The following is a 25,607-nucleotide window of genomic DNA, read 5'->3' as shown; positions in this document are numbered from 1 at the left end:
ACCCCGCCGGCCGTCGGTGAGCCGATCCGCCGACGGCCGGCCCTCGGCTCACGGCAGCACGCGGTACGTCAGGTGCGTGACCAGACTCGCCGACCGCGACGTCACCTGCTCCAGTTTCAGCGGCGGAACACCTTCGAACAGCCGCGTGCCGGCGCCGAGGGTGAGCGGCACGATGTGCAGCCGCAGCTCGTCGATCAGACCGGCGGCGAGGTACTGGTTCACGGTGGTCGCGCCGCCCTGGACCGCGACATCGCCGTCACCGGCCGCCGCGCGCGCCTGTGCCAGTGCCGACGCGATTCCGTCGGTGACGAAGTGGTAGGTGGTGCCGCCGTCCATCGGCTGCGGTTCGCGCGCGTGGTGGGTGAGCACGAACACCGGCGCGTGGAACGGCGGATCCTCGCCCCACCAGCCGTTCCACTTCCGGTCCCACGCGCCGCGCACCGGGCCGAACATGTTGCGCCCCATGATGAACGCGCCGGCCGCGCTCATCCGGTCGACCTCGGTCCTGTTCTCATCGGGCGTGTCGAACATCCAGGCGTGCAGCCGGGCGCCCGACCCGTCACCGCCGTCGTCGCCGAACGGCCGTTCCTCGGTCTGGCCGAGCCCCGCCGAGTAACCGTCGGCCGAGATCGTGAGATCACAGATCACCCTGCTCATGCGTGCGGCCCTCCTCGTACGCGTCAGTGGTGGTGACCGCGGCGGCCGAGGGTCTCCACGGGGGTCGCGTCGGGGCGGGTCCACTGCGGTACGGGGCGGCTGGTCGGGCCCCAGGTCGCGTTCCCGTCCGCGTCCGAGCGCCAGGACCAGCACGGGCTGCCCCCCTCGGGCCGGCCCTCGGGGTTGTCCTCCCACGCCTCGCCGCGGCCGTAGGGCGTCATGTCGAGCAGGCCGAGGGAGCCGTTGACCCGCTCGTTGCCGCGGCCCGTCGTGGAGTAGGTGAGGAACGCGCGGTCGCCGTCGCGGAGGAAGGAGGTGAGGTACCCCATGTCGCCGCCGACCGGCGCGTCCACGTCGCGTACCGAGTACCAGGGCTGGGTGTAGCCCATGAACGCGACGTAGGAGGCCACCTCGTCCCAGGGGCCGGTGGTCAGGACGGCGAACGAGACGCCGCGGGCGTTGAGGTAGACGGCGTCCTTCAGGTGCCAGGCCGTGGTGGTGCAGCCCTCGCACTGCCCCTGGTGCGGCGCGCCGTCGTACCACATGTGCTTGTAGACCATGAGTTCGTCACGTCCCTGGAACAGGTCCAGGAACGGAACCGGGCCGTCGGGTCCGACGACCTCGACCGTGCCGTCGAACTCCACCATCGGCAGCCGGCGGCGGGCCGCGGCGATGGCGTCGCCCTCGTGGGTGTGGGCCTTCTCGCGGACCAGCAGCTCGTCACGTGCGGCCTGCCAGGTGGCCAGGTCGACCACGGGCGGGCGTCCGGACAGCGCGGTGGTCGGGTCTTCCGGCGTGGTCGTCATGGTGTCCTCCGTGGTGCCTCGTGCCGGGCGGCGCCGTACGACGACGCTCTGCGACGCTCACCAGGGGAGACCCGCGGCGGGGCCGGAACTCATCGCACCGGCGAGCACCGATTCCGACGCACGGAAGGCGAACCGTTCCTGGACCTGCGCGTCCTCGGCGGCAAGGCACCGCAGGTCGGCCTGCCGATGCCGGCGACCGCCATGGCCGTCACCGCGCTCACCGGGCGCCGCTCACGGGTGCGGATCGACCTGGTCGTCGGCGCGGGTGTCCACATCCTGGGCTGCGGCGCGCTGCTGTTCCTCGGCGCCGGCAGCCCGTTGTGGCTGCTCGCTCTGCTCGCCGGAGTCGTCGGCGTCCCTCAAGGGCTCATCGGACTGCATGACCTGGCGGGTCTGCTCCTCGGTGCGGCCGCCTTCCTGCTGGTGTGCGCGGCGGACCGCCCGCTGGGCCGCGTCGGCACCGGCCCCCGGCGCCGACCCTAGTGCTCCGCTTCGGTGAAGCGGTCCAGGCCGAGCACGGCGAGCAGTTGCAGCTTCTCGTGGCCCTCGGTGCGCGGCGGAGCCGTGAGCACGAGCAGTGTCTGGGACTGGTCCTCGGTGAACAGCGCCTGGCAGTCCAGCTCGATCGCGCCGAGTTCGGGGTGGATGAGCGTCTTGTGGTCCTCGAACCGCTGCGCCACCTCATGGCGGGCCCACAGTTCGGCGAACTCCTCGTTCGCCTTCTGGAGGGCGCGCACGAGTTCACCGGCCCGCGAGCGCGGGCCGCGCAGCCCATGGGCGGCGCGCAGGTTCGCGACCTGGGCGCGGCTCTGCCGGGCGTGGTCGGCCTCGGGATAGATCGACCGTTCCGCGGGATCGGTGAACCAGCGGTAGATCGCGCTCCGGGCGAGACCCGTGTGCTTCGACGCGTCCCCGAGCAGGGCGGCGGCCATCCTGTTCTGCACCAGCGTCTCGCCGAGGTCGGTCAGAACGAGCGCCGGGGTGTCGTCGAGCCGGTCCAGCACCCGCAGCAGCGCGGGAGCGACATGCGGCGAGGCCGACAGCGACACCGGTGCGTTGTGCCCGGCTATCCGGTACAGGTAGGTGCGCTCGTCACCCGTCAGCCGCAGCGCCCGGGCGAGCGAGGCCAGCATGTGCTCGCTGGGCTGCGGCCCGCGCCGCTGCTCCAGCCGGGTGTAGTAGTCGGTCGACATCACGGCCAGCGACGCGACCTCCTCACGCCGTAGACCCCGGGTCCGCCGGCGTGCGCCTGTGGGAAGGCCGAGGTCCTCCGGCTGCATCGCCTCGCGGCGGCGGCGCAGGAAGTCGGCCAGAGCTGCACGGTCCATGGAGGCGATTATCGTCCGGCACCGGTGCCCGAGCCAGGGATCGCCGATCCCCCGACAACCGGTCTCTGCCCCCGCGGCGGCGGACCGGCGACGATCGGGGCATGAACATCTCCGGAAACACCGTCTTCATCCCCGGCTCCACCAGCGGCATCGGTCTCGCTCTCGCCCTCGAGCTGAAGGCCAGGGGGAACACCGTCATCGTCGGCGGCCGACGCACCGAGCTGCTGGAACGGATCGCGGCCGAGCACCCCGGCATCGACACCGTGCAGATCGACACCGCGGACGCCGCGAGCATCACCTCCGCCGCGAAGCGGGTGCTGGACCGTCACCCGGACCTCAACGTCCTCGTCACCATGGCCGGCGTGATGCGCGTCGAGGACTGGCGCGATCCCGCGTCGTTCCTCGCCTCCGCGGAGTCCACGGTGACGACGAACGTGCTCGGTCCGATCCGTCTGATCGCCGCGTTCGTCGAGCATCTGCAGGCGCGGCCGGACGCCACGATCATGACCGTCTCCTCGGGCCTGGCCTTCACCCCGCTCAAGGCCACACCGAGCTACAACGCGTCGAAGGCGGCGATCCACATGCTCAGCGAGTCCATCCGGCTGCAGTTCGCCGGCACCTCGGTGAAGGTCGTGGAACTCGAACCGCCGTCCGTCCGCACCGCGCTGCTGCCCGGACACGAGGACAACGAACACGCCATGCCGCTCGACGAGTTCGTCGCAGAGGTGATCGGCCTGATCGAGACCCGGCCCGACGCGAAGGAGATCCAGGTCGAGCGCGTGAAGTTCCTGCGCTACGGCGAGGCCCGCGGCGACTACGACCAGGTCGTCGAGACACTCAACGGCACCGACCCGCACGGAAAGTAAGCCGGAACCGCTCGCCACCACGCACCCGCCCGGCCTGTCGGTGCCGCACCGTGGGCTGCCGGGACACGCCGCGTTCCTGACCCGTCGGACCGGGCGTGCGGTGCGATCGGCCCGAGGCCGGAGGCCAGGTGACGTGGACGCCGTCGGCCGCCCCGCGGAGCGGTGACGAGGCGGTTCCGGAAGCCCGGGCGCGTGGCTCCTCAATTCATGCGGATCACCACGTACGTCTCGCCGTCCCCCGGCGGCCGTGTCCAGGAGCGGGTGGTGAACGTGTGCAGCCGTCCGTTCACGATCGCGTGGCGCGGCAGCCGCGCACCGAACTCCCCGGCCACCGCTTCCAGCAGCGGCCGTTCCGCCTCGGCGGCGTCCTCCGGAGCACCGAAGAACCGGCTCGGGTCCAGCGCCCGCGGTATGTCCCCGCTGCGCCGGACCTCCCCGTCCGCGTAGGTGAACGCGTACTGCTCGACGCCGTCCCGTGCCACCGAGAGATGGAAGAACGGCTCACCGTGCCATGCTCTGAGGCCGCTCCACACCACCACCGCGCGGGTGTCCGCGCCGGCGGCCGGGGCGGGGGAGACGAACCGCTGCCGGTCGAACGAGGCGGGGTCGCCGTCGAAGGCGAAGCTCCAGCCGGTGCCGGCCCGGCCGACCGCCATGAGCGCCCTGTCGTCGTAGGACGAGAACTCCCTCCGGTTGTGCAGCAGCCTGCTGCGCGCATCCCAGAGGGTCATGGGCTCGTTCAGCACCGTGCCGTCCCCGTCCGCCAGACGGGCCGGCAACTCCTCCGGTTCCACCCCTTCCACCAGGACGAACCGGTAGGACGTACGGTTGTTGCCGGAGTCGGGCTCCGCGAGCCAGGCCAGGCCGTCCGGGTCGATCCCGGCCGTCGGCCCCGGTGCCCCGCCCGTCTGCCCGCCCCGCGGAGTGGACAGCAGCTCGCGGCCCCGCTCCGGGGTCAGCAGCGGTCCGAGCAGGGGGTCGGCCACCCACCCCAGCGGCGCCAGGAGGTCCGGCCCCAGCGGCTCCCACGAGGGCAGGGCGTCCATCAGGTTCCGCCACGCCCCGTCGGTGTCCCCCCACCGGGCCAGCTCCCGAGCCCGCTCCACCGCCTCCCCGAACGGCCCGGCCGCCGTGTACCGGTACGTGCCGCCGCGCACCCGCTCCAGCGTCGCGTAAGCCAGTGCCATCAGGTCCTCGTCGGCGCCCCGCAGGTGGAACTTCAGCGTGGAGTCGTCCCGGTACGAGTGCGCCGCGTGCTCGGCGACCAGGAGCGGCAGCAGCTCGGGCGCGTACCGGGGGTCCGTCACCAGGCCGTCGAAGTACACCATGTACGTCTGCCCGAGCAGGCGGCGTATCTGGTCGCCCAGCCCGGCGGCCCGCGGCCTGTTGTATCCCTTGGCCTCGTCCAGCGCCTTCCCGGCCCGCTCCCAGCCGCCGCGCAGCGCCTCCAGCCGGGCCTCCTCCACCGCGGTGTCCAGCTTCCGCGTCGTGTCGTTGACGAACTCCGGCTCCCCGTCGCGCGGCTGCGCCCGCAGGCTGTGGAACTCACGGTGCATGTCCTGCATGAACGCGAGGAAGCTCGCGTGCCGTTCGGGCGACTCGGCCCGCCAGCTCGCCCACGTGTACACGGCCCACTCGCCGTCCTCGTCCACGTCCTCGGGATCCAACAGGACGTAGGTGACGTCGGACTCGACGTCGAGCTGCAGCCCGCGCCGCCAGATGTCCACCTCCCGCCGCTCCTCGGGCCCGGCGTCCTCGTCCAGGTACTCCTCGAACATGACCGCGAGACCCGACTCGTCGTCGTGCCAGCGCGCGTCCGCGGTCCCCGCCAGCAACGACACGAACCCGCCCGCGTGCCGCCAGCCGTCGCTGACCTTCAGGAACTCCCGGTACGAGGGCGGCATCCGCCGGCCGAGGCGCTTCTCCAGGGCCGTGATCCGCTCCTCGGACGCGGGCGGGAACCCCAGCCACCGCGCCTGCCGGGCGGCTTCGTCCTCTTCGCCCCGCGTCTCGCTGTCCGGCAGGGAATCCGCCCACTCCCCGCTCCACTTGAGCAGGAACGGCCGCCAATCGAAGGGTGAGTTCTCCGTCATGCTCCGATGCTGTCACCCACCACTGACAGTCCCGGGCGAGTGCCGGAAGTCCTCAGTCGAGGACGATGTCTCCCGAGCGGGAAGGCACGGCGTCCAGGGCGGAGAGCGTCGCCTCGTCGAGCGTGACCGCTCCCGCCGCCACGTTCGCCTCCAGGTGTCCGGGGTCGGCCGTGCCGGGGATCAGCAGGACGTTGGGGGAGTGGTGGAGCAGCCAGGCCAGACCCACCTGTGCGGGTGTGGCGCCCAGCTCACGCGCGGCGGAGCGCACGGCGGGCTCGTCGGTCACCTTCGGCATACCGTCGAAGGCGCTGCCGAGAGGGAAGTACGGCACCCAGGCGACACCTTCCTCCCGGCACAGGCGGAGCATGTCCTCGTCGTCGCGGGCCAGCAGGCTGTAGGCGTTCTGCACGCAGGCGATGCCCGCGGGCAGGGCGCTGCGCAGGACGTCGAGGGAGACACCGCTGAGGCCGATCGCGCCGATCTTGCCCTCGTCGCGCAGCGCGGTCATGACGGCGAGCTGGTCGTCGAGGGGGACGACCTGGTCCCCCTCGGCGCGCAGACCGGGGCCGGTGTCCGTACGACGGAGGTTGACCAGGGGGATCTGTTCCGTCCCGAGAGCCGCCAGGTTGTCCTCCACGCCTGCCCGCAACTGTTCGGGGCGCTGCGCCAGGCGGAGGGGGAACGGGCCGTCGGGTGCGGACTCGGCGCCGACCTTGCTGACCACCATGACGCCGTCCTCGGGGCGAACGGCCTCGCGGATCACCTCGTTGACGAAGCCATGGCCGTAGAACTGGGCGGTGTCGATGTGGTCGATTCCCAGCTCGACGCAGCGGCGCAGCAACGCGACCGCCGCCGCGCGGTCGCCGTGGAGACGTTCCAGCTGCATCGCGCCGAAGCCGATCCGGGAGACGGTACGGCCCGCGAGCCGCCCGGCACCACCGGCGTGCCGGGCGCCGGACGCGGTGACCTGAGAAGAACGGGCAGGGGAAACCATGGGTGTCGCCCTTCGTGTGGGACCATGGAGGCAGAAAACGGAGTGACTCCGTTTCTCGTGTCACCGTAGCACTAACCGGAGGTCCTCCGCTTTGTCTGGGTCCGATTCCCCCGCCACCGGCCGCAACGCGGCGGCCCCGGACCGGCCGGCGCGCGCCGACGCGCGGCGGAACCGTGACAGGCTGCTCGCCGCCGCTCGGGAGGCCTTCGCCGCCACGCCGGACACCGTTCCGCTGGACGCGATCGCCCGTGCGGCCGGCGTCGGCATCGGCACGCTGTACCGGCACTTCCCGACCCGCGAGGCGCTGGTGGAGGCCCTCTACGCCGCCGAACTCGACGAGGTCGTCTCCGGCGCTCCGGCGCTCCTCGCCGAACTCGAGCCCTCGGCCGCCCTGCGCGCATGGATGACCAGGTACGCGGAGTTCTTCAAAATCAAGCGCGGCATGTCCGACACGCTGCGCGCGGGCTGGGCCTCGGGCAGCATCGCCACGCCCGCGACGCGTGAACGCATCACGGCCGCCATCGCCGAGATGCTGCGCAGTGGCGCGGAGGCCGGTTCGCTGCGCTCGGACGTCGATCCCGACGACGTCACGATGATGCTCCTGGGCGTCTTCCTCTCGACCACGGCGATCGACTCACCGGAGAGGGTCGGCCCGCTCCTCGACCTGCTGGTCGACGCCCTGCGCCCGGCCCAGGGGCCGAACGACCGCTGAAGCCCCTCGTGGGACCGCCCGGCTCAGGCGCGGGCCGCGGGAGAGCTCTGCTCCAGGCGGGTGCGCAGTGTGGTGGCGAAGTCCTCGGCGCGGGCGAGCTGGACGCGGAGCTTGGCGACCTGCTCGCCGGCGGCCTGTTCGTAACCGCGGATGCGCTCCAGGAGGTTCTCCCGTTCCTCGGCGCCGAGTTCCGTACCGGCGTCGAGGCGGTCGGTGGCGTCCAGCAGGTCGCGCATCTGATCGAGGGAGAAACCGAGCGGCTTCATACGGCGGATCACCATGAGCCGCTGCACGTCGTTGTCGGTGTAGAGGCGGAAGCCGCCCTGGGAGCGGGCGGAGGGGATGACCAGCCCGGCCTCCTCGTAGTGCCGGATCGTGCGCAGGGACAGCTCCGTACGCGCGGCGACCTCGCCGATCTGCATGTGCTTGCCGTCCGCGCCGGACATGCCGGTCCTCCCTCCGTCGTGGCGAGCCACGTCTTCGTCCACCGATCTCTACTCTAACGTTAGGGTAGAGTTGCTGTCGGCGAGGGCGGCCGTGTCGCTGCCTCGCCATTGCCGTGTCGGGGCGATGGCGCCTCCGGCGAAGACGCGATGTTACAGGTGCCTGTTCCCTTGTCCTTTTCTGCTTCTGCTTCCGCCCTGTCCCCGGCCGCGCGTCTGCGCGGCCTGAAGCCCGACTGGCTACGCGATCCGAAGGTCTGGCGCACCGAGGTGCTGGCCGGCCTGGTGGTCGCGCTCGCGTTGATCCCCGAGGCGATCTCGTTCTCGATCATCGCCGGTGTCGATCCCGCGGTCGGCCTGTTCGCCTCCTTCACGATGGCCGTGACGATCGCGGTCGTCGGCGGCCGACGGGCCATGATCTCCGCTGCCACCGGCGCCGTCGCCCTTGTCATCGCGCCCCTGAACCGCGAGCACGGCTTCGGTCACCTGGTCGCCGCGGTGATCCTCGCCGGTGTCTTCCAGGTCGTCCTGGGTGCGCTGGGGGTGGCGAGGCTGATGCGGTTCGTCCCCCGGTCGGTGATGGTCGGTTTCGTCAACGCGCTCGCCATCCTCATCTTCATGGCCCAGGTCCCCGAGATGCGGAACGTGCCATGGGCGGTCTATCCGCTGATCGTCGCCGGCCTGGCGCTGATGGTGTTCTTCCCCAAGGTCACCACCGTGATCCCGGCGCCGTTGGTCTCCATCGTCATCCTGACCGTCATCACGGTCGCGGCCGGGATCGCCGTGCCGACCGTCGGTGACAAGGGAACCCTGCCGTCCTCGCTGCCCGTTCCCGGCCTGCCGGACGTGCCGTTCACCCTGGACACCCTGACGACGATCGCCCCGTACGCGTTCGCGATGGCGCTGGTCGGTCTGATGGAGTCGCTGATGACCGCGAAGCTGGTCGACGACATCACCGACACCCACTCCAACAAGACCCGGGAGTCCATCGGCCAGGGCGTCGCCAACATCGTCACCGGCTTCTTCGGCGGCATGGGCGGATGCGCCATGATCGGCCAGACCATGATCAACGTGAAGGTCTCCGGAGCCCGCACCCGCCTGTCGACGTTCCTGGCGGGGTCCTTCCTGATGGTGCTGTGCATCGTCTTCGGCCCCGTCGTCTCCGACATCCCCATGGCCGCCCTGGTCGCCGTCATGGTCATGGTGTCGTTCGCGACGTTCGACTGGCACTCCATCGCCCCGAAGACACTCCGGCGGATGCCCGCGGGGGAGATCACCGTCATGGTGGTCACCGTGGCCTGCGTCGTGGCCACCCACAACCTCGCCGTCGGTGTCGTCGCCGGCTCGGTCACCGCCATGGTCGTCTTCGCCAAGCGCGTCGCCCACCTCGCCGAGGTCACCGCCGTCACCGACCCCGACGGCACCACCGTGGTCTACCGGGTCACCGGCGAGCTGTTCTTCGCCTCCGTAGGCGACCTGGTCGGCCGGTTCGACTACGCGGGCGACCCGGCGAAGGTCGTCGTCGACCTGAGCTCGGCGCACATCTGGGACGCCTCCTCCGTCGCGGCCCTGGACGCGATCGAGACCAAGTACGCCCAGCGCGGCAAGACCGTCGAGATCACCGGCCTCAACGACCCGAGCGCCCGGCTCCACGGCAAGCTCAGCGGTGAACTGGCCGCCAACCACTGACCGCACACGACCGACGGGCCGTACACACCTGGACAACGGCGGCGTGGTTCACGCGAAGGCGATGGCCGCTCCGGTCGCGACCGAGACCTTCGCGGCTTGCAGGAGCTGCAGGCAGACGTACGATTCGACACCGTAACGCCGCCATCCTTCCGTGGCGGGCTCCTCGGCGTCGGCGGCTTCGAAGACCTCTGCGGAGTGCGGATCCAGGTCCTCGGGAAGGCCGAGGGCTTCGGCGAGCCGCTGGGTCTCCGCGAGCAGCCGCACCGACGAGCCGAGGTGGCCGCCCGGCGCCTTGTCGTCGACGATGACGTGGGCGAAGTCGACGGGGACGTAGTAGCCCTCGCAGTCCGAATGATGGACGAGATGGTCGAACGGTCCGGGAGGATCACCGGGAAGAGTCTCGTAGACCTCGCTCAGGAGCGGGTCGTCAACCGCACGCGAGCCCTCGCCCAACGGCTCGGGCAGGCGCCCGCCCGCCGCGAGGTGGACGGCGAGACGACGAACGGTGTGCAGGCCCGAGTAGCCCCACATCTCGAACTCCGCGCTCTCCGCCCCGGCCGGATCGGGCTCGGCCCATCGCCGCAGTCCCGCACGCTCCAGCAGTCCGCCGATCGCGGCGAAGTCGGCGCGGACCATTTCCGTGTAGTCGTCCTCGGCGTCGACGAGCACACCGACGACCATGTTCAAGCCCATGGCCTCATTCTGGCACCGGTACGACGGCGCGCCGTCCGCCCTCCGGCGACGACGGGTCGCGTCGACAGCCGATCGCGAGACCGGCCACGATCGCGTGCGGTGAAGCCGCGTGACGGGGGTACCGGCTGGGTGACGCGTGACGGTGTGGCTCGGGAGGGCGACGATGGAAGCGATGGGTCAGTTGCGACAGCTCAGAGCCGTGTACGCGGGCGGTGTGGTCGCCTGGACTCTCTGCCTGCTGCTGACCCTGGTTCAGGAACACGGGTCGGCACGGCAGGTCGTGGTGCTGCTGGGCCTGCTCGCCGTCTTCCTCGTCCTGCTGCTGTGGTCGACCTGGTGCCTCTGGGAAGCCGGGACGCGCCGTTCACCGGACCGGCCAGGAGACACGGCGAACACGCGGCTCGAGCAGTCCTGACGGGATCAACGGCAGGCCCGGTGCGGGCGGACTCACGGACGAACGATGACCAAGGCGATGTCGTCGCGTCCGCCGTCGGCCACATCTAGGCGGGTGAGGGTGTCGCCCGGCCCGTAGGACACCGTGGCCCGGTCGAGCGGCACGGGCGGGGGACGGCCCGCGCCGGTGCAGGTGAGGGGACGGTGGCAGGGACGCGGTCGGGCCGCGCACCCCACCGACCGGCTCATCCCTGGTCCGGCCGGTGACAGCACGGGTGGCATCTCGGGGCCGGCCGGCCGGGTTCTCGTGTGAGGCTGCCCGCCGGCCACCGAGTCCGGGCCTCCTGGCGCGTCTGTGAGCGCGACGGCCGGGCATACGGGCTTCATCCCTATGAGAGGAGTTCGTTCATGCTCGGTATGGTCGCGGCGGTGCTTTTCTTCATCGCGTTTCTGATCAACGCGGCAGAGATCGGCACCAACGACGTGTTCTCTTCGGTGAACGTCATGCTGCTGGGGCTGACCGCCCTGGCCCTGCACGTGGCGGGAATCGGGACCGGCTGGTCCCGCCGACGCTGACCCGGCCCCGCGCGGGTCCGGCACAGGTGTCACCGGGCCCGCGCTGTCCTGTCCGCCGCAATCCTCGGTCGCACCGGCCGGCGCCTTGACGGCGTGGGCGGGGAGCGGAGGCGCCCCCGTCGCGCACGGGCTGAAGCATCAACAGCCAAGTCCGGGCGCCCGGCCCGCATGTGACGGGGTACGGAGTCGGAGGGACGCCGGATGCGTGTGGTACGAAGAAGGGCGCTCGGACACGCCCGCGCAAGGAAGCCCTGCGTCCCGCACGGCCTTGCGATGACCTTCGCGATCGTCCTGGCCCAGGGAGCGGGCACGATGGGAAACTCCCGCACTCCACTACGACACCGGTCGGCTGGAGGCGACCACGTCCAACGGGCTCGGCAACTACCGCCTGATGGCCTCGGGTTCCTGGGGCGGCACCGGGCTCACACCGACGTTCCCCAACGGCGTGCCGCGTATGCTCCACGGCCGGGCGGCCCCGCAGCGCGTCACAGAGAGTACCGAGGAGCTGGTGCTGCGGCCCTCCGCGGAAAGCGGTGACCTCGTGTTCATCCAGAACGCGGACACGATGACGGAGAGGCAGTACACCCTCGTCGAGTACCGGCGCCGCCGTGGACAGGACGCGTTCCTGCCCGACTCCGACGACCTGTGTCCGCCTCCAGGGAACAGGGCCCTCGGCGAAACGACGGACCCGCCGCTCGACCTGCCGGACGGACGGTGGTCCGGGGGCACCGTCGAGGTCGAGGGGAATCCGGGCGACGAGACGATGGCGATCGACGTCCGGACGGACTGAGCGACGCCTTCCGGCGGGTCACCTGGCGACCGGTGTCTCCGCCGCCGGGACGGTGCTCCCGCGGACGACCAGCCGGTGCGGGATCGTCAGATCGGAGGCGGGCACCTCGTTGCGGGGGCTGTAGATGCGGTCGGCGAGGCACTGCAGGGCGCGGGCGGCGATCTGGCGCTTGTCGGGGGAGACGGTGGTGAGGGCGGGATGGCTGAACCGGCCGTCCTCGATGTCGTCGAACCCGACGATCGCCATGTCCTCCGGCACCCGGAGCCCCCGGACATGCGCCATGTGGAGGGCTCCCAGGGCCAGTTCGTCACTGAACGCGAACACCGCGTCGGGGGCGGCACCGCCGTCCAGCAGTTCCGCCATGGCCCGGGCGCCGTCGCTTCGGTGCAGCGCGGTCACGGAGCGCTCCCAGCCGGTTCGGGGCGCGACTCCGGCGCGGCGGAGCGCCCTGCGGTAGCCCTCGGCGCGTTGTTCCGCCGTGCCGTTCTCCAGATGCGGCTGAAGGCCGATCGCGGCGATGCGACGGCGCCCCAATGACAGCAGGTGACCGGTGGCCTCGTCCGCGGCGGCCACATTGTCCACGGCGACCCGGTCGGCCATGCCCTGGGGGCTGCGCTCGCCGAGCAGTACGACGGGCAGCGGACGGGCGGTCGCGGTCAGATCCCGTGCGGTCAGGGCCCAGGGGCTGATGATGAGTCCGTCCATCACCCTGCCCCCGTCGCCGGTCAGCAGACGTCGTTCCGCCTCCGCGTCGCCCCCCGTCTGATCGATGATCACCGTCCACGACCGGCGGCGCGCCTCGTCCACGAGCAGGCCCGCGAGCTCGGCGAAGTAGGGGGAGTGCAGCTCCGGGATCGCGAGGCCGATGATGCCGGTGCGGCCGGCCCGCAGGCTCCGGGCGGCGAGGTTGGGGCGGTACCCCAGCTCGTCGATCGCCTCCTGCACCCGCAGGCGGGTCTGCGCCGACACCCGGGCGGAACCGTTGACCACGTTCGACACCGTGCGCGCGGAGACTCCCGCACGGGCGGCCACGTCTTTCAGGCTGCTGCTCACCCGCACATCGTGGCATGTGGTGCCCCACGCCGTTCAAGAGCCGCCCAGGAAGGTATTGCCACGTTGAAATCAACGATGCAACATGACCGGGAACAGTTCTGCTGCAAGGAGGCACGCATGAGCCCGCACGCCTACCCCGGCATCGCACCGGCCGGTCTCGACGTCGATGTGACGGCCGACGTGGAGGCCCTCTACTCGGACGGCATCACCGCGCGCAAGGGTGCGTTCACCCCCGAGTGGGCCGACCGGATGCGCGAGGACATCGAGGCGGCCTTCCAGGACGCGCGGAAGCGGCCGGGCGGCGCGGTCGGCCGTGGACCGCACCGCTACTACGTGGAGATCCACCCCGAACAACTGCGAGGCTTCGTCGATCTCGTCGACCACCCCTGGGTCCGCTCCGTCTGCACGGCGGTCCTCGGGCCCGACTACCGCATCGTCGAGCTCGGCTTCGACGTGCCGCTGGAAGGCGCGGTCGACCAGCCCTGGCACCGGGACTTCCCCATGCCGGAGGAGACCCGCGCCGAGCGGCGGCTGACCTCGCTGGCGTTCAACGTGACCGCCGTCGACACGGAGGAGGACATGGGCCCCTTCGAGATCGCGCCGGGCACCCAGTGGGACGACGGCCCGGAGTTCGGGCACGGGATGTTTCCGCCCCGGTCCCGCCATCCGCGCTACGAGGAGCGGGCCGTGCGCAAGTACCCGCAGCGCGGCGACATCTCCGCGCGCACCGCACTGACCATTCACCGCGGCACCCGCAACCACTCGTCCAAGTCCCGTCCCGTACTGGTGCTGGGCGTGGACGGGCCCGAGGCCACGAACGGCGACCGGCACGACACCGCCGTGACCCGGGCCTACTGGGAGACCCTGCCCGACCGGGTCCGACGCCACCTGGACTGCCCGGTCGTCGACATCCTGGAGCCGGTGACACAGAAGCACACCATCGAGGGCCTGGTCATGGGCGAGGCCTGAGCGGCCGTACGGCTGGACGGCGGCCATGGGCCGTGCCCGCTTGCCCACCGGGCGGGCGAGGACCCGAACCCCGACCCGGCTTCCCAGCCCATGAACCGGGCCACTTCACCATCCGCGAGGATGCCAGTGATGTCGGACAGCCACTCAGCAGTGTCCCGGCAAGGGGCAGATGCAGTGGGGATCACGGTGCAGTGGGTCGAGACGTCCTGGACGAAGCAGTCCCGGGGCGGAGAGGCCGCTGCCCGCAGGAACGCGGCCCCGGTCGGAAGAGTCTCCGCGAGGTCGGTGTCAGCCTGCGGCACGACGGTGACCGGCTTCGGGTGCCGGCTCGACACGTTTGTACGGAACCGGCGACCGGGTCACCGACGAGTGGCCCAGACCGCGAAACCCTCAACGGCGTCGGCCACGGCATGGAACCGGAGCGAGTGGAAGAAGTCGAAGTCGTGCTGAGTGCCGGGCAGCTCGGCGAAGGCGACCGGTGTGCTGGAGACACGGGCGGGTTCGTCCGCGAAGCGGCGGGCGTCCCCGGCCGGCACCAGGGTGTCCAGAGCGCCGCGCACGATCAGGAACGGCGGCGCTTCGGCATGGAGACGCGCGTGCGGGGAGGCCGGGGGCCCGGCACGCCTCCGTCGGCCGGCCCGTGGTAGCCGTACGGTCCGATCGCACCCGAGACCGAGTCGTCGGTCAGCGCGATGGTCGCGGCCGGATGGGCGCGGCCGATCCTCCGGCCACGACCAGACGCGACGGATCGGCGCCGAGCTCGTCGGCGTGGTCGCGCAGCCAGGCGATCGCCTGCTTCGCGTTCCCGAGCGAGTCGGTGTACGGGGCCCGCAGCCGGTGGTCGGCGCTCGCGCAGACCCAGCCGCGACCGGCCAGGCGGTAGAGCAGCGGCCGCGCACCGAGGAGCTTGCTGCCCGTCACGAACCCCCGCCGTGCAGATACAGCAGGACCGGGGCGCCGTGCGGCCGGCTCCCAAGCCTCTGCGGGTCGTCATCACCCTCCCCTGCCTCACCGACGCCGACACCGACGGTCCTTCCCTCCCCGCCGTGGCATGGGAACGGCGGTGGCGGAAGTGTTCCGCCACAGACCGGCCACCTCGCGCACAGGACAGGCGGAAGCGGACGTCTCACCCGCTTCCGACGACTGCCGCCCCATCGCGAACGACAACGCCGCGGGAGAACGGCCTCTCAGCCGATGCGAGCCCCCGCGCCGCCGACCCGGACGCGCGGGTCACCCGCGCGCAGCGTCACCGTGAGCCGGCCCGGGCGGCCCAGGTCCTCGCCCTGGTGCAGGGTGAGAACGGTGTCCTCGGGGACAAGGCCGAGCTCACGGGCGTACGCCCCGAACGCGGCGGCCGCGGCACCGGTCGCCGGATCCTCGACGACGCCGCCGACGGGGAACGGGTCACGGGCGTGGAAGACGGTGGCCGACTCCCGCCACACCAACTGGACGGTGGTCAGGTCCAAGCGGTGCATGAGGGCTTCGAGGCGAGCGAAGTCGTACGAGAGATCCGCGAGGCGGGCGCGCGTGGCCGCCGCGAGAACGAGATGACGGGCGCCGGCGAACGCGATACGGGGCGGGAAGGCCGGATCGAGATCGGCGGCCGGCCAGTCCAGCGCGGCGAGCGCCTCCGCGAGGTCGATGTCGGCGATCTCCTCGACGTGCGGCTCCACGCTGGTGAGCGTGGCCCTGACCGTCCCGTCCTCCTCGGTCACCTCGACCGGCACGGTGCCGGCCCGCGTCGCGAACACCAGCTTTCCGGGGCCCGTCCGCTCGGCGAGCGCGACGGCGGTCGCGACGGTGGCGTGCCCGCAGAACGGCACCTCGGCCTTGGGGCTGAAGTAACGGATGCCGTACGTCCGTCCCTCGGGACCGTCGAGGTCCTTCGGGGGCGCGGTGAGGAACGCGGACTCCGAGTATCCGAGGCCGGCGGCGATGGCCAGCATGTCCCCGTCGTCCAGAGCGGTGGCGTCCAGAACGACACCGGCGGGGTTTCCGCCGTCGGGACTGCTGGAGAAGGCGGTGTATCGCAGTACCTCGGGCCGCGGCGCATTCGTCGTCATGCTCGCGGCAACGCGACGCGGACCCGCGGCTATTCCTGGACGCGGGGGCAGCTCACGCATAATCGGTTGCCCGCCGGCGGTGGCGGTGGATGCAATGTCCGGCATGACGACCCAGGCGCGCCCGCCACGGCGGGAAGAGACGAACGCGTACCACCGGACCTTGCCACTGTGCGGTCCGCATCGTCACACGGGAGACGCCGACGCATGAGTGCGCCCTCAGCGCCGCCGTCCGAAGCCGGACGGACCGACGGACCGTCCGTCCGGATCGGCGCTCTCGTTCCACTGACCCGGCCCGGCTGGGTCGAGGCGGGCCGGCACTTGCTCGCCGGACTCGAACTGGCCGTGCGCGAGGTCAACGACGCCGGCGGGATCGCCGGAAGACCACTCGAGCTGGTGGTCCGGGACACCGCGGCCGATCCACGGAGAGCCGCGGCGGCCGTGGACGAGTTGGCTCGCCTGGGCGTGGCCGCCTTGGCGGGGGAGTACCACAGCGTCGTCGCCCGCGCCGCCGCCGCCCGGGCCGACGCCCTCGGACTGCCGTTCCTGTGCTCGTCGGCGGTTCTCGACGCGCTCACCGAACAGCCGACGCGATGGGTCGCGCGCCTCGCCCCGGCGCAGTCCCACGGCTGGCGGATCTACGCGGACTTCCTCCTCGGCGCGGGGCACAGCCGCATCGCCGTAGCGGCCGAGCCGAGCGTCTACTGGGCATCCGGGGCCCGCATCCTGCGGGACCACCTCGCGCCACGCGGCGGGACCCTCGCCGAACTCGACATGAGCACACTCACCCCCACGGCCGTGTGCGACGCACTCGCCGACCAACGCGCGACAGCACTCCTCCTCCTGGTCGGACACCCCGAACCGGCGGTGTCGATCGTCAAGTCCGTCCGCCGCGACCAGCGCCTCGCCGGGATCATGATCGGTGCTCCGGCCGGGCAGCCGGAGTTCGCCCCATGGGCGGCCATGCCGGGTGGCGACGGCGCCGCCATCCCGTTCCTGCGCTACCTGCCCCGGCGTCTCGGCCCACTCGGCGCACGAGTCGATACGGCCCTCCGTGAGCGGCTGGGCGAAGCACCCTCCTTCGTCGCCTTCGAGGGCTACGACACGGTCGTCGCCCTCACCGATGTGCTGCGTCCCCACGGCGGGAACCGGGCGCGCACGGCCGAGCCCTGGTCGCACGTCGCGGTCGAAGGCACCCGCGGGCACATCCGGTTCTCCCGCCCGCCGGGCATCAGCGTGTGGCAATGGGTCTGGCCGCCCGTCCAGGTCGTCGACCGGGACCCGGCGGAACCCGATCGCCTTCGGATCCTTCACACCGGCTGAGAGTCCAGCGGGCGAGGCGGTCCCATAAGCTCGTGCGGGGAAGCGTCGGATGCCAGGTGTGTGCGCCTTGAGGAGGCGATAGTGCTCGGAAGGAGCGCGCGGTTGCTCGCGGGCGCCGTGATCGTGGCCTGCATGGTGCTCCTCGGGCCCAGTGCACCGAGCGGAACCCCCTTCGCCAGGCCACTGCCCGACGGTGCCGCCGGCGACGTCGTGCCGAACCGGGTCATGACGTGGAACATCTGCAACCCCTGCGAGACGAACAACGTCGACCGGGCGGCGGAGATCGCCACATATGCGCCCCAGGTCATCGGCCTGCAAGAAGCGTGCGTGCGTGACGTCGAGAGGATCCGGGACTATCTGAGGCGTCTTTACGGGCTGGTGTACCACGTCGAGTACGGGACGGTCCTACGGAACTGGGGCCGCTGCGGGGGAGCGCCGTGGAGTCCGGGAGCCTTCGGCCAAGCGATCCTCTCGGCGGCGCCGATGACGGACCGCGTCAATGTGGAATACCCCGACGGAGGATCCGAGGACCGCGGGTACATGGCGGTCACCACCACGGTGGGCGGCCGGTCCGTACGGGTCTTCAACACGCACCTCGCCGAACGACGTCAGGAAGAGGTGAGGGCGGACCAGGCCGGCGTACTCGCCGGGGTCGTCGCCCGGCACGACCGCGCGATCGTTCTCGGAGACTTCAACGCAGTGCCGGGCGCTCCCGAACTCTCCCGGATCTGGGCACTGGCCGAGGACACGGATCCCCAGTGTCTCCCCTCGCGGGCCGGCACCTGCGAGACGACCACCGACTGGCACAGCAAGTTCGACTACGTCTTCCTGCGAGGCGTCACGCCGCTCGAACACCGCGTGGAACCCACCCCGCACTCGGACCACCACATGCTGCACACCGACGTGGACGCGACCTAGTACGTTCCCGCCACCTTCCCTTCGTCACGTCACTTCGCCGGCACGACGGCTGTCGCACGCTTCGTCGTCCGGGCCGGCGGCGGTCGAGTACGCCGAGCACCGTCCGGATTACACGCAGGCCGCGGTGCGCTGGGCGTTCAACCCGCGCCCGGCCCGCGCGTGCTCGACCTCGGCGCCGGAACCGGCAAGCTGGTCGCACCGGGTGCCCGAGCCACCGTGGTCGAGCCCGACCCGGCGATGCTCACCGAACTGCGCCGCTCACTGCCGGCTGTCCATGCTCTGCGGGGCAGTGCCGAGGCGATACCGTTTCCGGACGCGTCCGTCGATGCCGTGGCGGCCGGCAACGCCATGCACTGGTTCGACATGGTCGTCGCGGGACCCGGGATCGCCAGGGTCCTCGTACCCGGCGGCGTCCTGGCCGGCCTGTGGAACGTCATGGACGACCGGACCGAGTGGGCCGCCGGACTCGCACGGGTCAGCGGCGCGGCCGTCGGCCCGCGTGACACACCCACCAGCCGGCGTGCCGAGCCGGCCGACGCACACCTTCCGAGGAATGGCGTCGCCGCCCGGTTCGGCTCGCCGGAGCAGGCCGGGTTCCCGCACGGGCAGCGCCGTACCGCCGGCTCTTCCGTCGCGATCCTCGCGACGCGTGCGGGGGTGCTGGTCATGCCGGAACATGAACGAGAGGCCACGCTGGGCCGGTTCCGCGCCTTCCTCGCGAACAGACCGGAGTGCTGCGCGTCCGGCGGCTGTGGAACACCACGTCGAAAAACGGCAACAGAGCACGTTGTCAGAGGCACGGCGCGCGGATGTGTCAGGTTCTGGACCAGCCGTCGGGGGTCACCCGGTAGTACTGCCCGGCGTCGGAGTCCATCCGTGAGTGGCCGTGCACACGCAGCACGTCCTCCTCGAGGCGGTAGGTGAAGCCGCCCATCATGCCGACCACCCGGAAGACGATCTCCACTGCCGGTCCTTCCGTCAGCGGGGACAGCGGCGGCAGCAGGTGCTCGATCTCCTCGAAGCAGCGGCCGGTGCTCTCCCGCAGCAGCGAGTGGAAGTGGTGCTCCAGCGCATCGGTGGGGGAGGGGAGGGGCAGCACCACGACCGGCTCAAGGAGTTGAAGCAGGTGCGTGTGTCCGCGCTCGCGCGCGATGTCCACGGCACGCCGTCCGTCCCGGGTGTGCTGTGTGCGCCAGGCGCCGTGCGCGATCAGCCGGGAGACGACGGTGAAATCCGCGCCGTGCCACGCCGCCTGGTGCAGCGGGGCGAAACCGCTGCGGTTCCCCGGCCGGGGGAGGTTGACCCACCCCGGATGCCTCCCCAGCTCCTCGAACAACCCGCCCCAGTCGGCGTCACGGGCCCTGTCCGCGAACCGGTCCCGCTCCTGCCGGTACCAGTCACCGAAGTGCTCGCGGTCGGTGAGGCCGTCCCACTCCATGCTGATCACGCGCCCACGTTAGCCGTGCCGTCTCATCACATCGGTTCCTCGCTGTCAGGCTCGGCGGGCGTAGGACGTGAGGCGATCGGCGAGCGCGGTGACGAGGTCGCGTAGTTCATCGGGGCGCTCGATGACGAACGGCCGGTCGAGTGAGGCGAGTACGGGAGGCAGCCAGTCGAGCCGCTGCGCCCGTAGCTCGACGCGCAGCCAGTGCTCGGCTGCCGGGTCCTGGCCGGCCGCGGGCTCGTGCTCTTCCACGCCCGCGACGCTGGCGGGGAGGTGGGCGCGGATCTGCTCAACTGTCCCGTGGATCCGCAAGGTCACCTCATGCTGGTACTCGGCCGTGGCGAACCCTGACAACACGCGCTGTGCCGGACCGGGACCCACGGGCGCTTCGAATGAGCCGGGCAGGGTCCGCGCGTCTGCGATGCGATCGAGCCGGAAGGTTCGGTCCTCGCCGATCCGGGCGTCCTTGCCCGTGACGTACCACCGGCCCGCATGGGCGACGATCCCGTACGCGTGCAGCGTGCGTTCGCTGCGCCGTCCGTCACGGTCGGTGTAGCGGATCGAGACCGGCCGGCGGTGGCGCACCGCATCGGCGATCGTGAGCAGGAGCCCGGCGTCCGGGGTGTCCAACTCGCCGGGCCGGTCCGTGAAGGCGAGAGCTTCCAGGAGTGTGTCGAGCCGGCGGGCGAGGTGCTTGGGCAGGACCCGCCGGATCTTCGCCGATGCCGTCTCGTTCGCCGTGTGCTGCGTCGTCGTCAGCCCTGCTCGGCGGCCGGCGACCAGGCCGAGCAGCACGGCCAGCGCCTCGTCGTCGCTGAGCATGAGCGGAGGCAGGCGGTACCCGGGGGCGAGCCGGTACCCGCCGTAGCGGCCGCGCACCGATTCCACGGGCACGTCGAGGTCGATCAGCTGGTCCACGTACCGGCGCACGGTGCGCCCTTCGACGCCGAGCCGGTCGGCGAGTTCGGCCACCGTCCGGGTGCCGCCCGACTGCAGCAGCTCCAGGAGTGTCAGCACGCGGCCGGTGGGTCGAGGCATGTCCGCAGCCTAACGCGAATACAGGACCGATTCTGTCCACTATTTCTCCTAGCCTGCGGCGTGCACGCCTCCAGCGCAGCCAAGGAGATTCCCATGGACTTCGTCTCGACCCGCATCATCACCAGCGACGTAGCGCGCCTCGTCGACTTCTACGAGCGAGCCACAGGGGCGCGGGCGACGTGGGCCACCGAGGACTTCGCCGAACTCAGGACCGCGGGCGCAACCCTCGCGATCGCCGGCACCCGCACCGTCCCGCTGTTCGCCCCGGGCTCTGCCCGCCCGGCGGACAACCACAGCGTGATCACCGAGTTCCTCGTCGACGACGTGGACCGCGTTCACCAGAACCTGACCGGCTTCGTCACCGACTTCGTCAACGAGCCCACCACGATGCCCTGGGGCAACCGGTCGTTGCTGTTCCGCGACCCCGACGGCAACCTCGTCAACTTCTTCACCCCCGTCACCCCGGCGGCCATCGAAAAGTTCGCACGCTGACGCCACGCACAGCCGCTCGCGCGGGAGCCCCGAGGTCCCAGGGCTCCCGGTGAACGCGGCCGCCGAGTCCAGGAGCGCCATCAGCAGGGGACATCGGAACGCACCGCTGACCCCCGAAGGACGTCTGCGCTTGTGCCTGCGGGTCGATGCCGGACCTCCGATCGCACACGTCGCTGCGGAAGCAGGAATCTCCCGCCGCTGCCTGGCCGAGTGGTACGCCCGCTGGCTCGCCTACGGCGAGGGCGGCCTGACGGATCGTTCCTCCCGGCCCATCGCCAGCCCCAACCGCACGAGCGAGGACATCGCAGATCTGGTAGAGGCGCTACGGCGCCGGACCGAGTACGGGCCCGCCCGGCTCGCCTCCGAACTGGAGAGGCCGCACGGCGTCACCGTGGCACCGGCCACCGTGCACCGAGTCCTCGTCCGGCGACGGCTCAGCCGCCTGCGCGACCTCGATCCGCCCACCGGCGAGCAACCGCGCGAAGTCGTCCGCTACGAGCACGACCGCGTCGGCGACCTGGTCCACGTCGACGTCAGGAAGCTCGGTCGCATCCCCGCCGGTGGTGGCTGGCGGATGCACGACCGCGGCACCGAAGCCGCACGGGCCTCCAAGCGCGCCGGTCCCGGCATCGGGAAGGCCGGCTGCACGTACCTGCACACGGCGATCGACGACCACTCCCGGCTCGCCCGCACCGAGGCTCTGGACGACGAGAAGGCCGTGGCCGCAGCCGCGTTCTGGCATCGTTCCGTCGCGTTCTTCGCCGGCCGCGACAACACGCCGATCCGCCGCGTCCTCACCGACAACGGCTCCCGCTCCCGCTCCCGCGCCTGGGCCGCCACCCTGGTCGTGACGGGAACGAAGCACAAGCGCACCAGGCCGTAGACGCCGCGGACGAACGGGAAGGCGGAGGGGTTCAACGGGACGCTGGCCCGCGAGTGGGCCTACGTGCGCGACTACACCTCCGAGCAGGAACGCAGGGCCGCGCTCGCGGACTTCCTCAACTACTGCAACCGCGAGCGCCCGCACTCCGCGCTCGGAGGCCGGCCATCCATCAGCCGGACCTCCGGCAGCGACCACCGCATCGTGCTCGACCAGCCACCGAAGCCGCTCGACACGATCCCGCAGCAGCTCACCTTCGAGGACGCCGTGAAACCAACGTCCTGAGACACCACAGCCGGCCGACAGCCGTGCCCGGGGCACCGGCCATGTGCGGCCCCCTCGGTCGGAGCGGTCAAGCGTTTGGTACCGAACCGTACCTGGCAGGCGCGCACGCGGTGCCGCGGGCGACGCCCCGCCGGTTCGAGAGGGCGATCAGCTCTCGTCCGGGACGGCCATCTCCCCGAGGAGGGACCAGTCGTCCTGCGGAATCGTCACGTTGACGATGCGCGGCGTCTCCACGAGGTGGGGCGGCAGCGTCGTGCGTGCGGTGGTGAAGTGCTCGGACTGCACGTGCGCGGCTCCGGCCTCGTCGTCCCGGAATGCCTCGATCAGTACGTACTCGGTCGGGTCGTCGACGCTGCGGGACCAGTCGAACCACAGACATCCCGGCTCGTCGCGGGTCGCCTCGGTGAACTCACGGGTGATCTCGGGCCACGCGTCGGCGTGCTCGGGCAGGACGCGGAACCTGGCGGTGATGAAGATCATGACTCTCCTGGGGGATGTCGTGGTGACCGGTCGGGGGACGAGGATCGCCCGTCCGGCGGCCAGGTCGTTCAGGACGTCCTGGGATCGGTCGAGGGAATACGTGCTGGTGCGCAGTCGTACCTTCCCCCGGGCGGCGAGCACTATCACCTCGCGCAGGCCGTTGTAGCTGAAGAGGCTCTGCTCGCGGTGGACGTCGTCACCGGACTTCTGGGCCCGCTGCCCTTGAGCGACAGCAGCCTGGTCACGGATCGGCGCGTGGTGCTCACCGGTGCGCGCCGACGAGCACCACCGCACGAGCCTGCGGCAGTACACCCGCGCCGCGGTACCGGTTGCCGGCCCGGTCTCCGGGGAGCTCGCAGGCAGGATCATCCCCACCACGCGGTCGCACTCCTCCTGCCTCCGGCCCAGGCCGTCGCCGGCCCGGCCCGGGCCCTTGACCGTCGGGCGGCAGCCTAACCCTTCGAGCCCCGCCTCCAGTCCTGGGCGAGGAGTCCGAGCAGCACCTCGTCCAGGAACTCGCCCATCACCCAGGCCGAGGAGCGCAGCACGCCCTCGCGGACGAAGCCGTTGCGCTCGGCGGAGCGCAGCATCGCGGTGTTGTCCGACAGCGTCTCGATCTGCAGCCGTTGCAGGCCGCGGACGACGAAACCGTAGTGGCACAGCACCGCGACCACGTCGGTGCCGTAGCCCTTGCCGCGGGAGGACGGCAGCAGCCCCAGCCCGATGTGCGCGGACCGGTTGTGGTTGTCGATGCCCCACAGCGTCGCGGTGCCGACCAGCGTGCCGCCGGCCAGTTCCACCACGGAGAACGGGACGGACCCCTCCTTCGTGTCGTCCACCACGAGCCGCGGATCCTTGGAGCCGGGTGTGATCGGCCGCCACGGCCCGCCCTCGGCCCGCGAGGCGTTGACCACGTCGTCGTAGAGCTCGGCCCGCAGGACCGGGATGTCGTCCTCGTGCCGGGCCCTGAGCCCGACCTTGTCACCCTTCAGCATGCAGGCTTCCTATCCGACCGGGTCGGCCTGCGGCAACCGAATAGGAGGCGCAGGCCGGGAAGCGCTCGGCCTCGCGTTCGCGGTGACGGCGGGTGGGGGCGTCGCCGGTCACTCCGAGGTTCGCCGGGCGCGGGCGGCGCGGGCGCGGTCGCCGCAGCGGGTGGAGCACCAGTGGCGCCGCCCGTGAGTGCGGACGAGGAAGCGGTCGCAGGGTGTGGAACCGCAGGCCGCGAGCAGGTCGGCGTCCCGGCCGGTGAGCAGGTCGGCGGCGTCGGCGGCGAGGGTCGCCAGCGCGTGGCCGACGGCCTGGTCGGTGGGGTGCGCCTGGACGCGGCGCGGTCCCTGTGCTCCGTCCCAGGCGAGCAGGGGAGCGGTGGGCACAGCGGTGAGTGCCTCGTTGACGGCCCGCAGGGACTGCTCGGGCGGGACGGTGCCGTCGACGCGGGCGGCGAACAGGGCCCGCACATGACCGCGCAGCGTACGCATCCGCTGTGCGCACACCTCGTACAGCTTGACGTCCGGGGCGGTCAGGTCGTGGGCGGCGAGCCAGCGCATGGCGGATTCGGGGGCGGCGAGCAGGTCGTAACGCTGGTCGGCGGGGAGGGCCGCGGTGGTGTCGGCGAAGTCGAGCGACCGGTACCGGTCGGCGCCCGGAGCCGGGGGCAGCGCGGTGGGTGCGATGTCGGCGACCACGTTCTCTTCCACGCACTCATGGTAACGCTTGCGTTTTTCCGTGATGTCTCCCTATCGTGAGTCACGGAAAAATGGCCTTGTATCCGTGACCCTCCAGGAGCGATCCGCATGCCCCAGTACGACGCCGAGCAGATCCAGGTCCGCACCTTGGGCGGTCCCACCGCCCTCTTCGAGTACGGGGGGCTGCGTTTTCTGACCGACCCGACCTTCGACGGCCCCGGTGACTACCCCTCACCGGGCCCGACCCTGACCAAGACCACCGCCTCCGGCGCGACCCCCGCCGAACTCGGCCCCGTCGACGTGGTCCTGCTCTCGCACGACGAGCACGCCGACAACCTCGACACCTCCGGACGCGCCATGCTCGCCGACGTCCCGCTCACCCTCACCACCCCCGGCGGTGGACAGCGGCTGGGAGACACGGCCAGAGGATTGGCCGACTGGGAGTCGGTCGACCTGAACCGGCCCGACGGAGGCACGGTCACCGTCACCGGCGTCCCCGCCATCCACGGTCCGGGCCCCCGCGAAGAGATCGAGCCGATCACCGGCCAGGTCGTCGGCTTCGTGCTCACCGGGGACGGCCTGCCCACGGTCTACGTCAGCGGCGACAACGCATCGCTCGACGCGGTCGAGGAAATCGCCGAGCGTTTCGCCCCGTTGGACATCGCCGTCCTCTTCGCCGGAGCTCCCCGCTTCCCCATGCTTTTCGACGGCGGACTGATCGTCCTCGACAGCGCCCAGGCAGCCGAAGCCGCCCGGATCCTCGGCGCCCGCCGCGTCGTGCCCGTCCACCACGACGGCTGGGCCCACTTCACCGAGGGCCGCGACGCACTGGAGGCCGCCTTCACCGCCGCCGGCCTGGCCGACCGCCTGGACAAGGATTGGGTTCAGCGCGCCTGAGCCCGCCGGAACGTGCCATGACGTATGTGGGTGGCCCCCG

The 25,607-nt window shown here is 71.5% G+C and carries 29 protein-coding genes and 2 pseudogenes; 15 read left to right on the top strand and 16 right to left on the bottom strand.

The annotated features are described in order from the left end of the window. Positions 1-48 precede the first annotated feature (48 nt). Together AMK33_RS18730 and AMK33_RS18725 are read right to left on the bottom strand one after the other, a co-directional pair. Positions 49-657 (bottom strand): dihydrofolate reductase family protein, encoded by a 609-nt coding sequence (locus AMK33_RS18730; protein WP_073933979.1) that lies wholly within the window; start codon positions 655-657, stop codon positions 49-51. A 23-nt stretch (positions 658-680) separates the two neighbouring features. Beyond that, on the bottom strand, positions 681-1,463 hold the full coding sequence (locus AMK33_RS18725; protein WP_073933978.1) for a DUF899 family protein: 783 nt from the start codon (positions 1,461-1,463) through the stop codon (positions 681-683). 186 nt (positions 1,464-1,649) lie between these two features. On the opposite strand from AMK33_RS18725, the gene AMK33_RS18720 reads away from it, so the two are divergent. Beyond that, a complete protein-coding gene (locus AMK33_RS18720; RefSeq protein ID WP_073933977.1) occupies positions 1,650-1,946 on the top strand; it encodes a hypothetical protein in 297 nt (98 codons plus the stop codon). Here the strand turns inward: AMK33_RS18720 and AMK33_RS18715 are convergent. After that, on the bottom strand, positions 1,943-2,791 hold the full coding sequence (locus AMK33_RS18715; protein ID WP_073933976.1) for a helix-turn-helix transcriptional regulator: 849 nt from the start codon (positions 2,789-2,791) through the stop codon (positions 1,943-1,945). The genes AMK33_RS18720 and AMK33_RS18715 overlap by 4 nt on opposite strands. A 101-nt stretch (positions 2,792-2,892) precedes the next feature. Here AMK33_RS18715 and AMK33_RS18710 point away from each other — a divergent pair, with 101 nt between their 5' ends. Beyond that, a complete protein-coding gene (locus AMK33_RS18710; protein WP_073933975.1) occupies positions 2,893-3,657 on the top strand; it encodes an SDR family oxidoreductase in 765 nt (254 codons plus the stop codon). Positions 3,658-3,857: 200 nt separating this feature from the next. Here AMK33_RS18710 and AMK33_RS18705 read toward each other — a convergent pair whose 3' ends face one another. After that, the gene (locus AMK33_RS18705) at positions 3,858-5,750 is read right to left on the bottom strand and encodes an SMI1/KNR4 family protein (protein WP_073933974.1); all 1,893 of its coding nucleotides are present in this window, start codon (positions 5,748-5,750) and stop codon (positions 3,858-3,860) included. 52 nt (positions 5,751-5,802) lie between these two features. Next, entirely contained in the window at positions 5,803-6,744 is a 942-nt protein-coding gene (locus AMK33_RS18700) for an aldo/keto reductase (protein ID WP_073933973.1), read from the bottom strand. A 91-nt stretch (positions 6,745-6,835) separates the two neighbouring features. Between AMK33_RS18700 and AMK33_RS18695 the strand changes: the two genes are divergently transcribed. Next, a complete protein-coding gene (locus AMK33_RS18695) occupies positions 6,836-7,456 on the top strand; it encodes a TetR/AcrR family transcriptional regulator (RefSeq protein WP_073933972.1) in 621 nt (206 codons plus the stop codon). A gap of 23 nt (positions 7,457-7,479) precedes the next feature. On the opposite strand, the gene AMK33_RS18690 is transcribed toward AMK33_RS18695, so the two are convergent. Next, a complete protein-coding gene (locus AMK33_RS18690) occupies positions 7,480-7,902 on the bottom strand; it encodes a MerR family transcriptional regulator (protein WP_073933971.1) in 423 nt (140 codons plus the stop codon). Positions 7,903-8,097: 195 nt separating this feature from the next. On the opposite strand from AMK33_RS18690, the gene AMK33_RS18685 reads away from it, so the two are divergent. Then, the gene (locus AMK33_RS18685; RefSeq protein WP_073934193.1) at positions 8,098-9,588 is read left to right on the top strand and encodes a SulP family inorganic anion transporter; all 1,491 of its coding nucleotides are present in this window, start codon (positions 8,098-8,100) and stop codon (positions 9,586-9,588) included. 48 nt (positions 9,589-9,636) lie between these two features. Here AMK33_RS18685 and AMK33_RS18680 read toward each other — a convergent pair whose 3' ends face one another. Further along, positions 9,637-10,281 (bottom strand): hypothetical protein, encoded by a 645-nt coding sequence (locus AMK33_RS18680; protein ID WP_073933970.1) that lies wholly within the window; start codon positions 10,279-10,281, stop codon positions 9,637-9,639. A gap of 172 nt (positions 10,282-10,453) precedes the next feature. Between AMK33_RS18680 and AMK33_RS18675 the strand changes: the two genes are divergently transcribed. The 3 genes from AMK33_RS18675 (at position 10,454) to AMK33_RS18670 (ending at position 12,040) form a co-directional block, all read left to right on the top strand. Next, positions 10,454-10,696: a hypothetical protein gene (locus AMK33_RS18675; protein ID WP_143203838.1), complete on the top strand. Its 243-nt coding sequence runs from the start codon at positions 10,454-10,456 to the stop codon at positions 10,694-10,696. A 386-nt stretch (positions 10,697-11,082) separates the two neighbouring features. After that, positions 11,083-11,250, top strand: a complete 168-nt coding sequence (locus tag AMK33_RS42880; protein ID WP_167353471.1) for a hypothetical protein — start codon at positions 11,083-11,085, stop codon at positions 11,248-11,250. Positions 11,251-11,641: 391 nt separating this feature from the next. Continuing rightward, positions 11,642-12,040 (top strand): hypothetical protein, encoded by a 399-nt coding sequence (locus tag AMK33_RS18670; protein ID WP_073933968.1) that lies wholly within the window; start codon positions 11,642-11,644, stop codon positions 12,038-12,040. A gap of 18 nt (positions 12,041-12,058) precedes the next feature. On the opposite strand, the gene AMK33_RS18665 is transcribed toward AMK33_RS18670, so the two are convergent. Next, positions 12,059-13,093, bottom strand: coding sequence for a LacI family DNA-binding transcriptional regulator (locus AMK33_RS18665; protein ID WP_073933967.1), 1,035 nt, complete (start codon positions 13,091-13,093; stop codon positions 12,059-12,061). A gap of 117 nt (positions 13,094-13,210) precedes the next feature. Here AMK33_RS18665 and AMK33_RS18660 point away from each other — a divergent pair, with 117 nt between their 5' ends. Further along, on the top strand, positions 13,211-14,062 hold the full coding sequence (locus AMK33_RS18660) for a phytanoyl-CoA dioxygenase family protein (protein WP_073933966.1): 852 nt from the start codon (positions 13,211-13,213) through the stop codon (positions 14,060-14,062). A gap of 174 nt (positions 14,063-14,236) precedes the next feature. Next, positions 14,237-14,427 (top strand): annotated as a pseudogene (locus AMK33_RS45185) (hypothetical protein); the annotation flags it as partial. Here AMK33_RS45185 and AMK33_RS42875 read toward each other — a convergent pair. The 3 genes from AMK33_RS42875 to AMK33_RS18645 all read right to left on the bottom strand — a co-directional run bounded on the left by AMK33_RS42875 (position 14,422) and on the right by AMK33_RS18645 (position 16,125). Further along, positions 14,422-14,622, bottom strand: coding sequence for a hypothetical protein (locus tag AMK33_RS42875; RefSeq protein ID WP_167748576.1), 201 nt, complete (start codon positions 14,620-14,622; stop codon positions 14,422-14,424). The pseudogene AMK33_RS45185 and the gene AMK33_RS42875 overlap by 6 nt on opposite strands. Positions 14,623-14,746: 124 nt before the next feature. Next, the gene (locus tag AMK33_RS18650) at positions 14,747-14,983 is read right to left on the bottom strand and encodes an alpha/beta hydrolase (RefSeq protein WP_073933964.1); all 237 of its coding nucleotides are present in this window, start codon (positions 14,981-14,983) and stop codon (positions 14,747-14,749) included. A gap of 266 nt (positions 14,984-15,249) precedes the next feature. Further along, positions 15,250-16,125, bottom strand: a complete 876-nt coding sequence (locus AMK33_RS18645; RefSeq protein ID WP_073933963.1) for a PhzF family phenazine biosynthesis isomerase — start codon at positions 16,123-16,125, stop codon at positions 15,250-15,252. 204 nt (positions 16,126-16,329) lie between these two features. Between AMK33_RS18645 and AMK33_RS18640 the strand changes: the two genes are divergently transcribed. The 3 genes from AMK33_RS18640 (at position 16,330) to AMK33_RS18630 (ending at position 19,287) form a co-directional block, all read left to right on the top strand. Beyond that, positions 16,330-17,445, top strand: a complete 1,116-nt coding sequence (locus AMK33_RS18640; protein ID WP_073933962.1) for an ABC transporter substrate-binding protein — start codon at positions 16,330-16,332, stop codon at positions 17,443-17,445. 78 nt (positions 17,446-17,523) lie between these two features. After that, on the top strand, positions 17,524-18,363 hold the full coding sequence (locus tag AMK33_RS18635; protein ID WP_073934191.1) for an endonuclease/exonuclease/phosphatase family protein: 840 nt from the start codon (positions 17,524-17,526) through the stop codon (positions 18,361-18,363). A gap of 159 nt (positions 18,364-18,522) precedes the next feature. Continuing rightward, positions 18,523-19,287, top strand: a complete 765-nt coding sequence (locus AMK33_RS18630; RefSeq protein ID WP_327379290.1) for a class I SAM-dependent methyltransferase — start codon at positions 18,523-18,525, stop codon at positions 19,285-19,287. Here AMK33_RS18630 and AMK33_RS18625 read toward each other — a convergent pair. Beyond that, positions 19,178-19,801: an ankyrin repeat domain-containing protein gene (locus AMK33_RS18625; RefSeq protein ID WP_073934190.1), complete on the bottom strand. Its 624-nt coding sequence runs from the start codon at positions 19,799-19,801 to the stop codon at positions 19,178-19,180. The genes AMK33_RS18630 and AMK33_RS18625 overlap by 110 nt on opposite strands. Before the next feature lie 54 nt (positions 19,802-19,855). Beyond that, positions 19,856-20,845, bottom strand: coding sequence for a helix-turn-helix transcriptional regulator (locus AMK33_RS18620; protein ID WP_073933961.1), 990 nt, complete (start codon positions 20,843-20,845; stop codon positions 19,856-19,858). 93 nt (positions 20,846-20,938) lie between these two features. Here AMK33_RS18620 and AMK33_RS18615 point away from each other — a divergent pair, with 93 nt between their 5' ends. Both AMK33_RS18615 and AMK33_RS18610 read left to right on the top strand, forming a co-directional pair. Continuing rightward, entirely contained in the window at positions 20,939-21,337 is a 399-nt protein-coding gene (locus AMK33_RS18615; RefSeq protein ID WP_073933960.1) for a VOC family protein, read from the top strand. 79 nt (positions 21,338-21,416) lie between these two features. Beyond that, positions 21,417-22,403: pseudogene (locus AMK33_RS18610) on the top strand (IS481 family transposase); the annotation flags it as partial. Positions 22,404-22,649: 246 nt separating this feature from the next. Here the strand turns inward: AMK33_RS18610 and AMK33_RS18600 are convergent. The 3 genes from AMK33_RS18600 to AMK33_RS18590 form a co-directional block, all read right to left on the bottom strand. Further along, positions 22,650-22,982, bottom strand: a complete 333-nt coding sequence (locus AMK33_RS18600) for a putative quinol monooxygenase (RefSeq protein ID WP_073934189.1) — start codon at positions 22,980-22,982, stop codon at positions 22,650-22,652. A gap of 452 nt (positions 22,983-23,434) precedes the next feature. After that, entirely contained in the window at positions 23,435-23,977 is a 543-nt protein-coding gene (locus tag AMK33_RS18595; protein ID WP_073933957.1) for a GNAT family N-acetyltransferase, read from the bottom strand. 108 nt (positions 23,978-24,085) lie between these two features. Beyond that, complete coding sequence (locus AMK33_RS18590; RefSeq protein ID WP_073933956.1) at positions 24,086-24,682, bottom strand: ABATE domain-containing protein; 597 nt, start codon at positions 24,680-24,682, stop codon at positions 24,086-24,088. A gap of 96 nt (positions 24,683-24,778) precedes the next feature. On the opposite strand from AMK33_RS18590, the gene AMK33_RS18585 reads away from it, so the two are divergent. Next, positions 24,779-25,567 carry an MBL fold metallo-hydrolase gene (locus AMK33_RS18585; protein ID WP_073933955.1) on the top strand — a complete coding sequence of 263 codons (789 nt, stop codon included), beginning with the start codon at positions 24,779-24,781 and terminating at the stop codon, positions 25,565-25,567. Positions 25,568-25,607 lie beyond the last annotated feature (40 nt).

Origin of the sequence: Streptomyces sp. CB02400 (genome assembly GCF_001905725.1) — a bacterium.
Classification (GTDB): domain Bacteria; phylum Actinomycetota; class Actinomycetes; order Streptomycetales; family Streptomycetaceae; genus Streptomyces; species Streptomyces atrovirens.
This window is presented reverse-complemented; position numbering and strand designations above follow the sequence as displayed.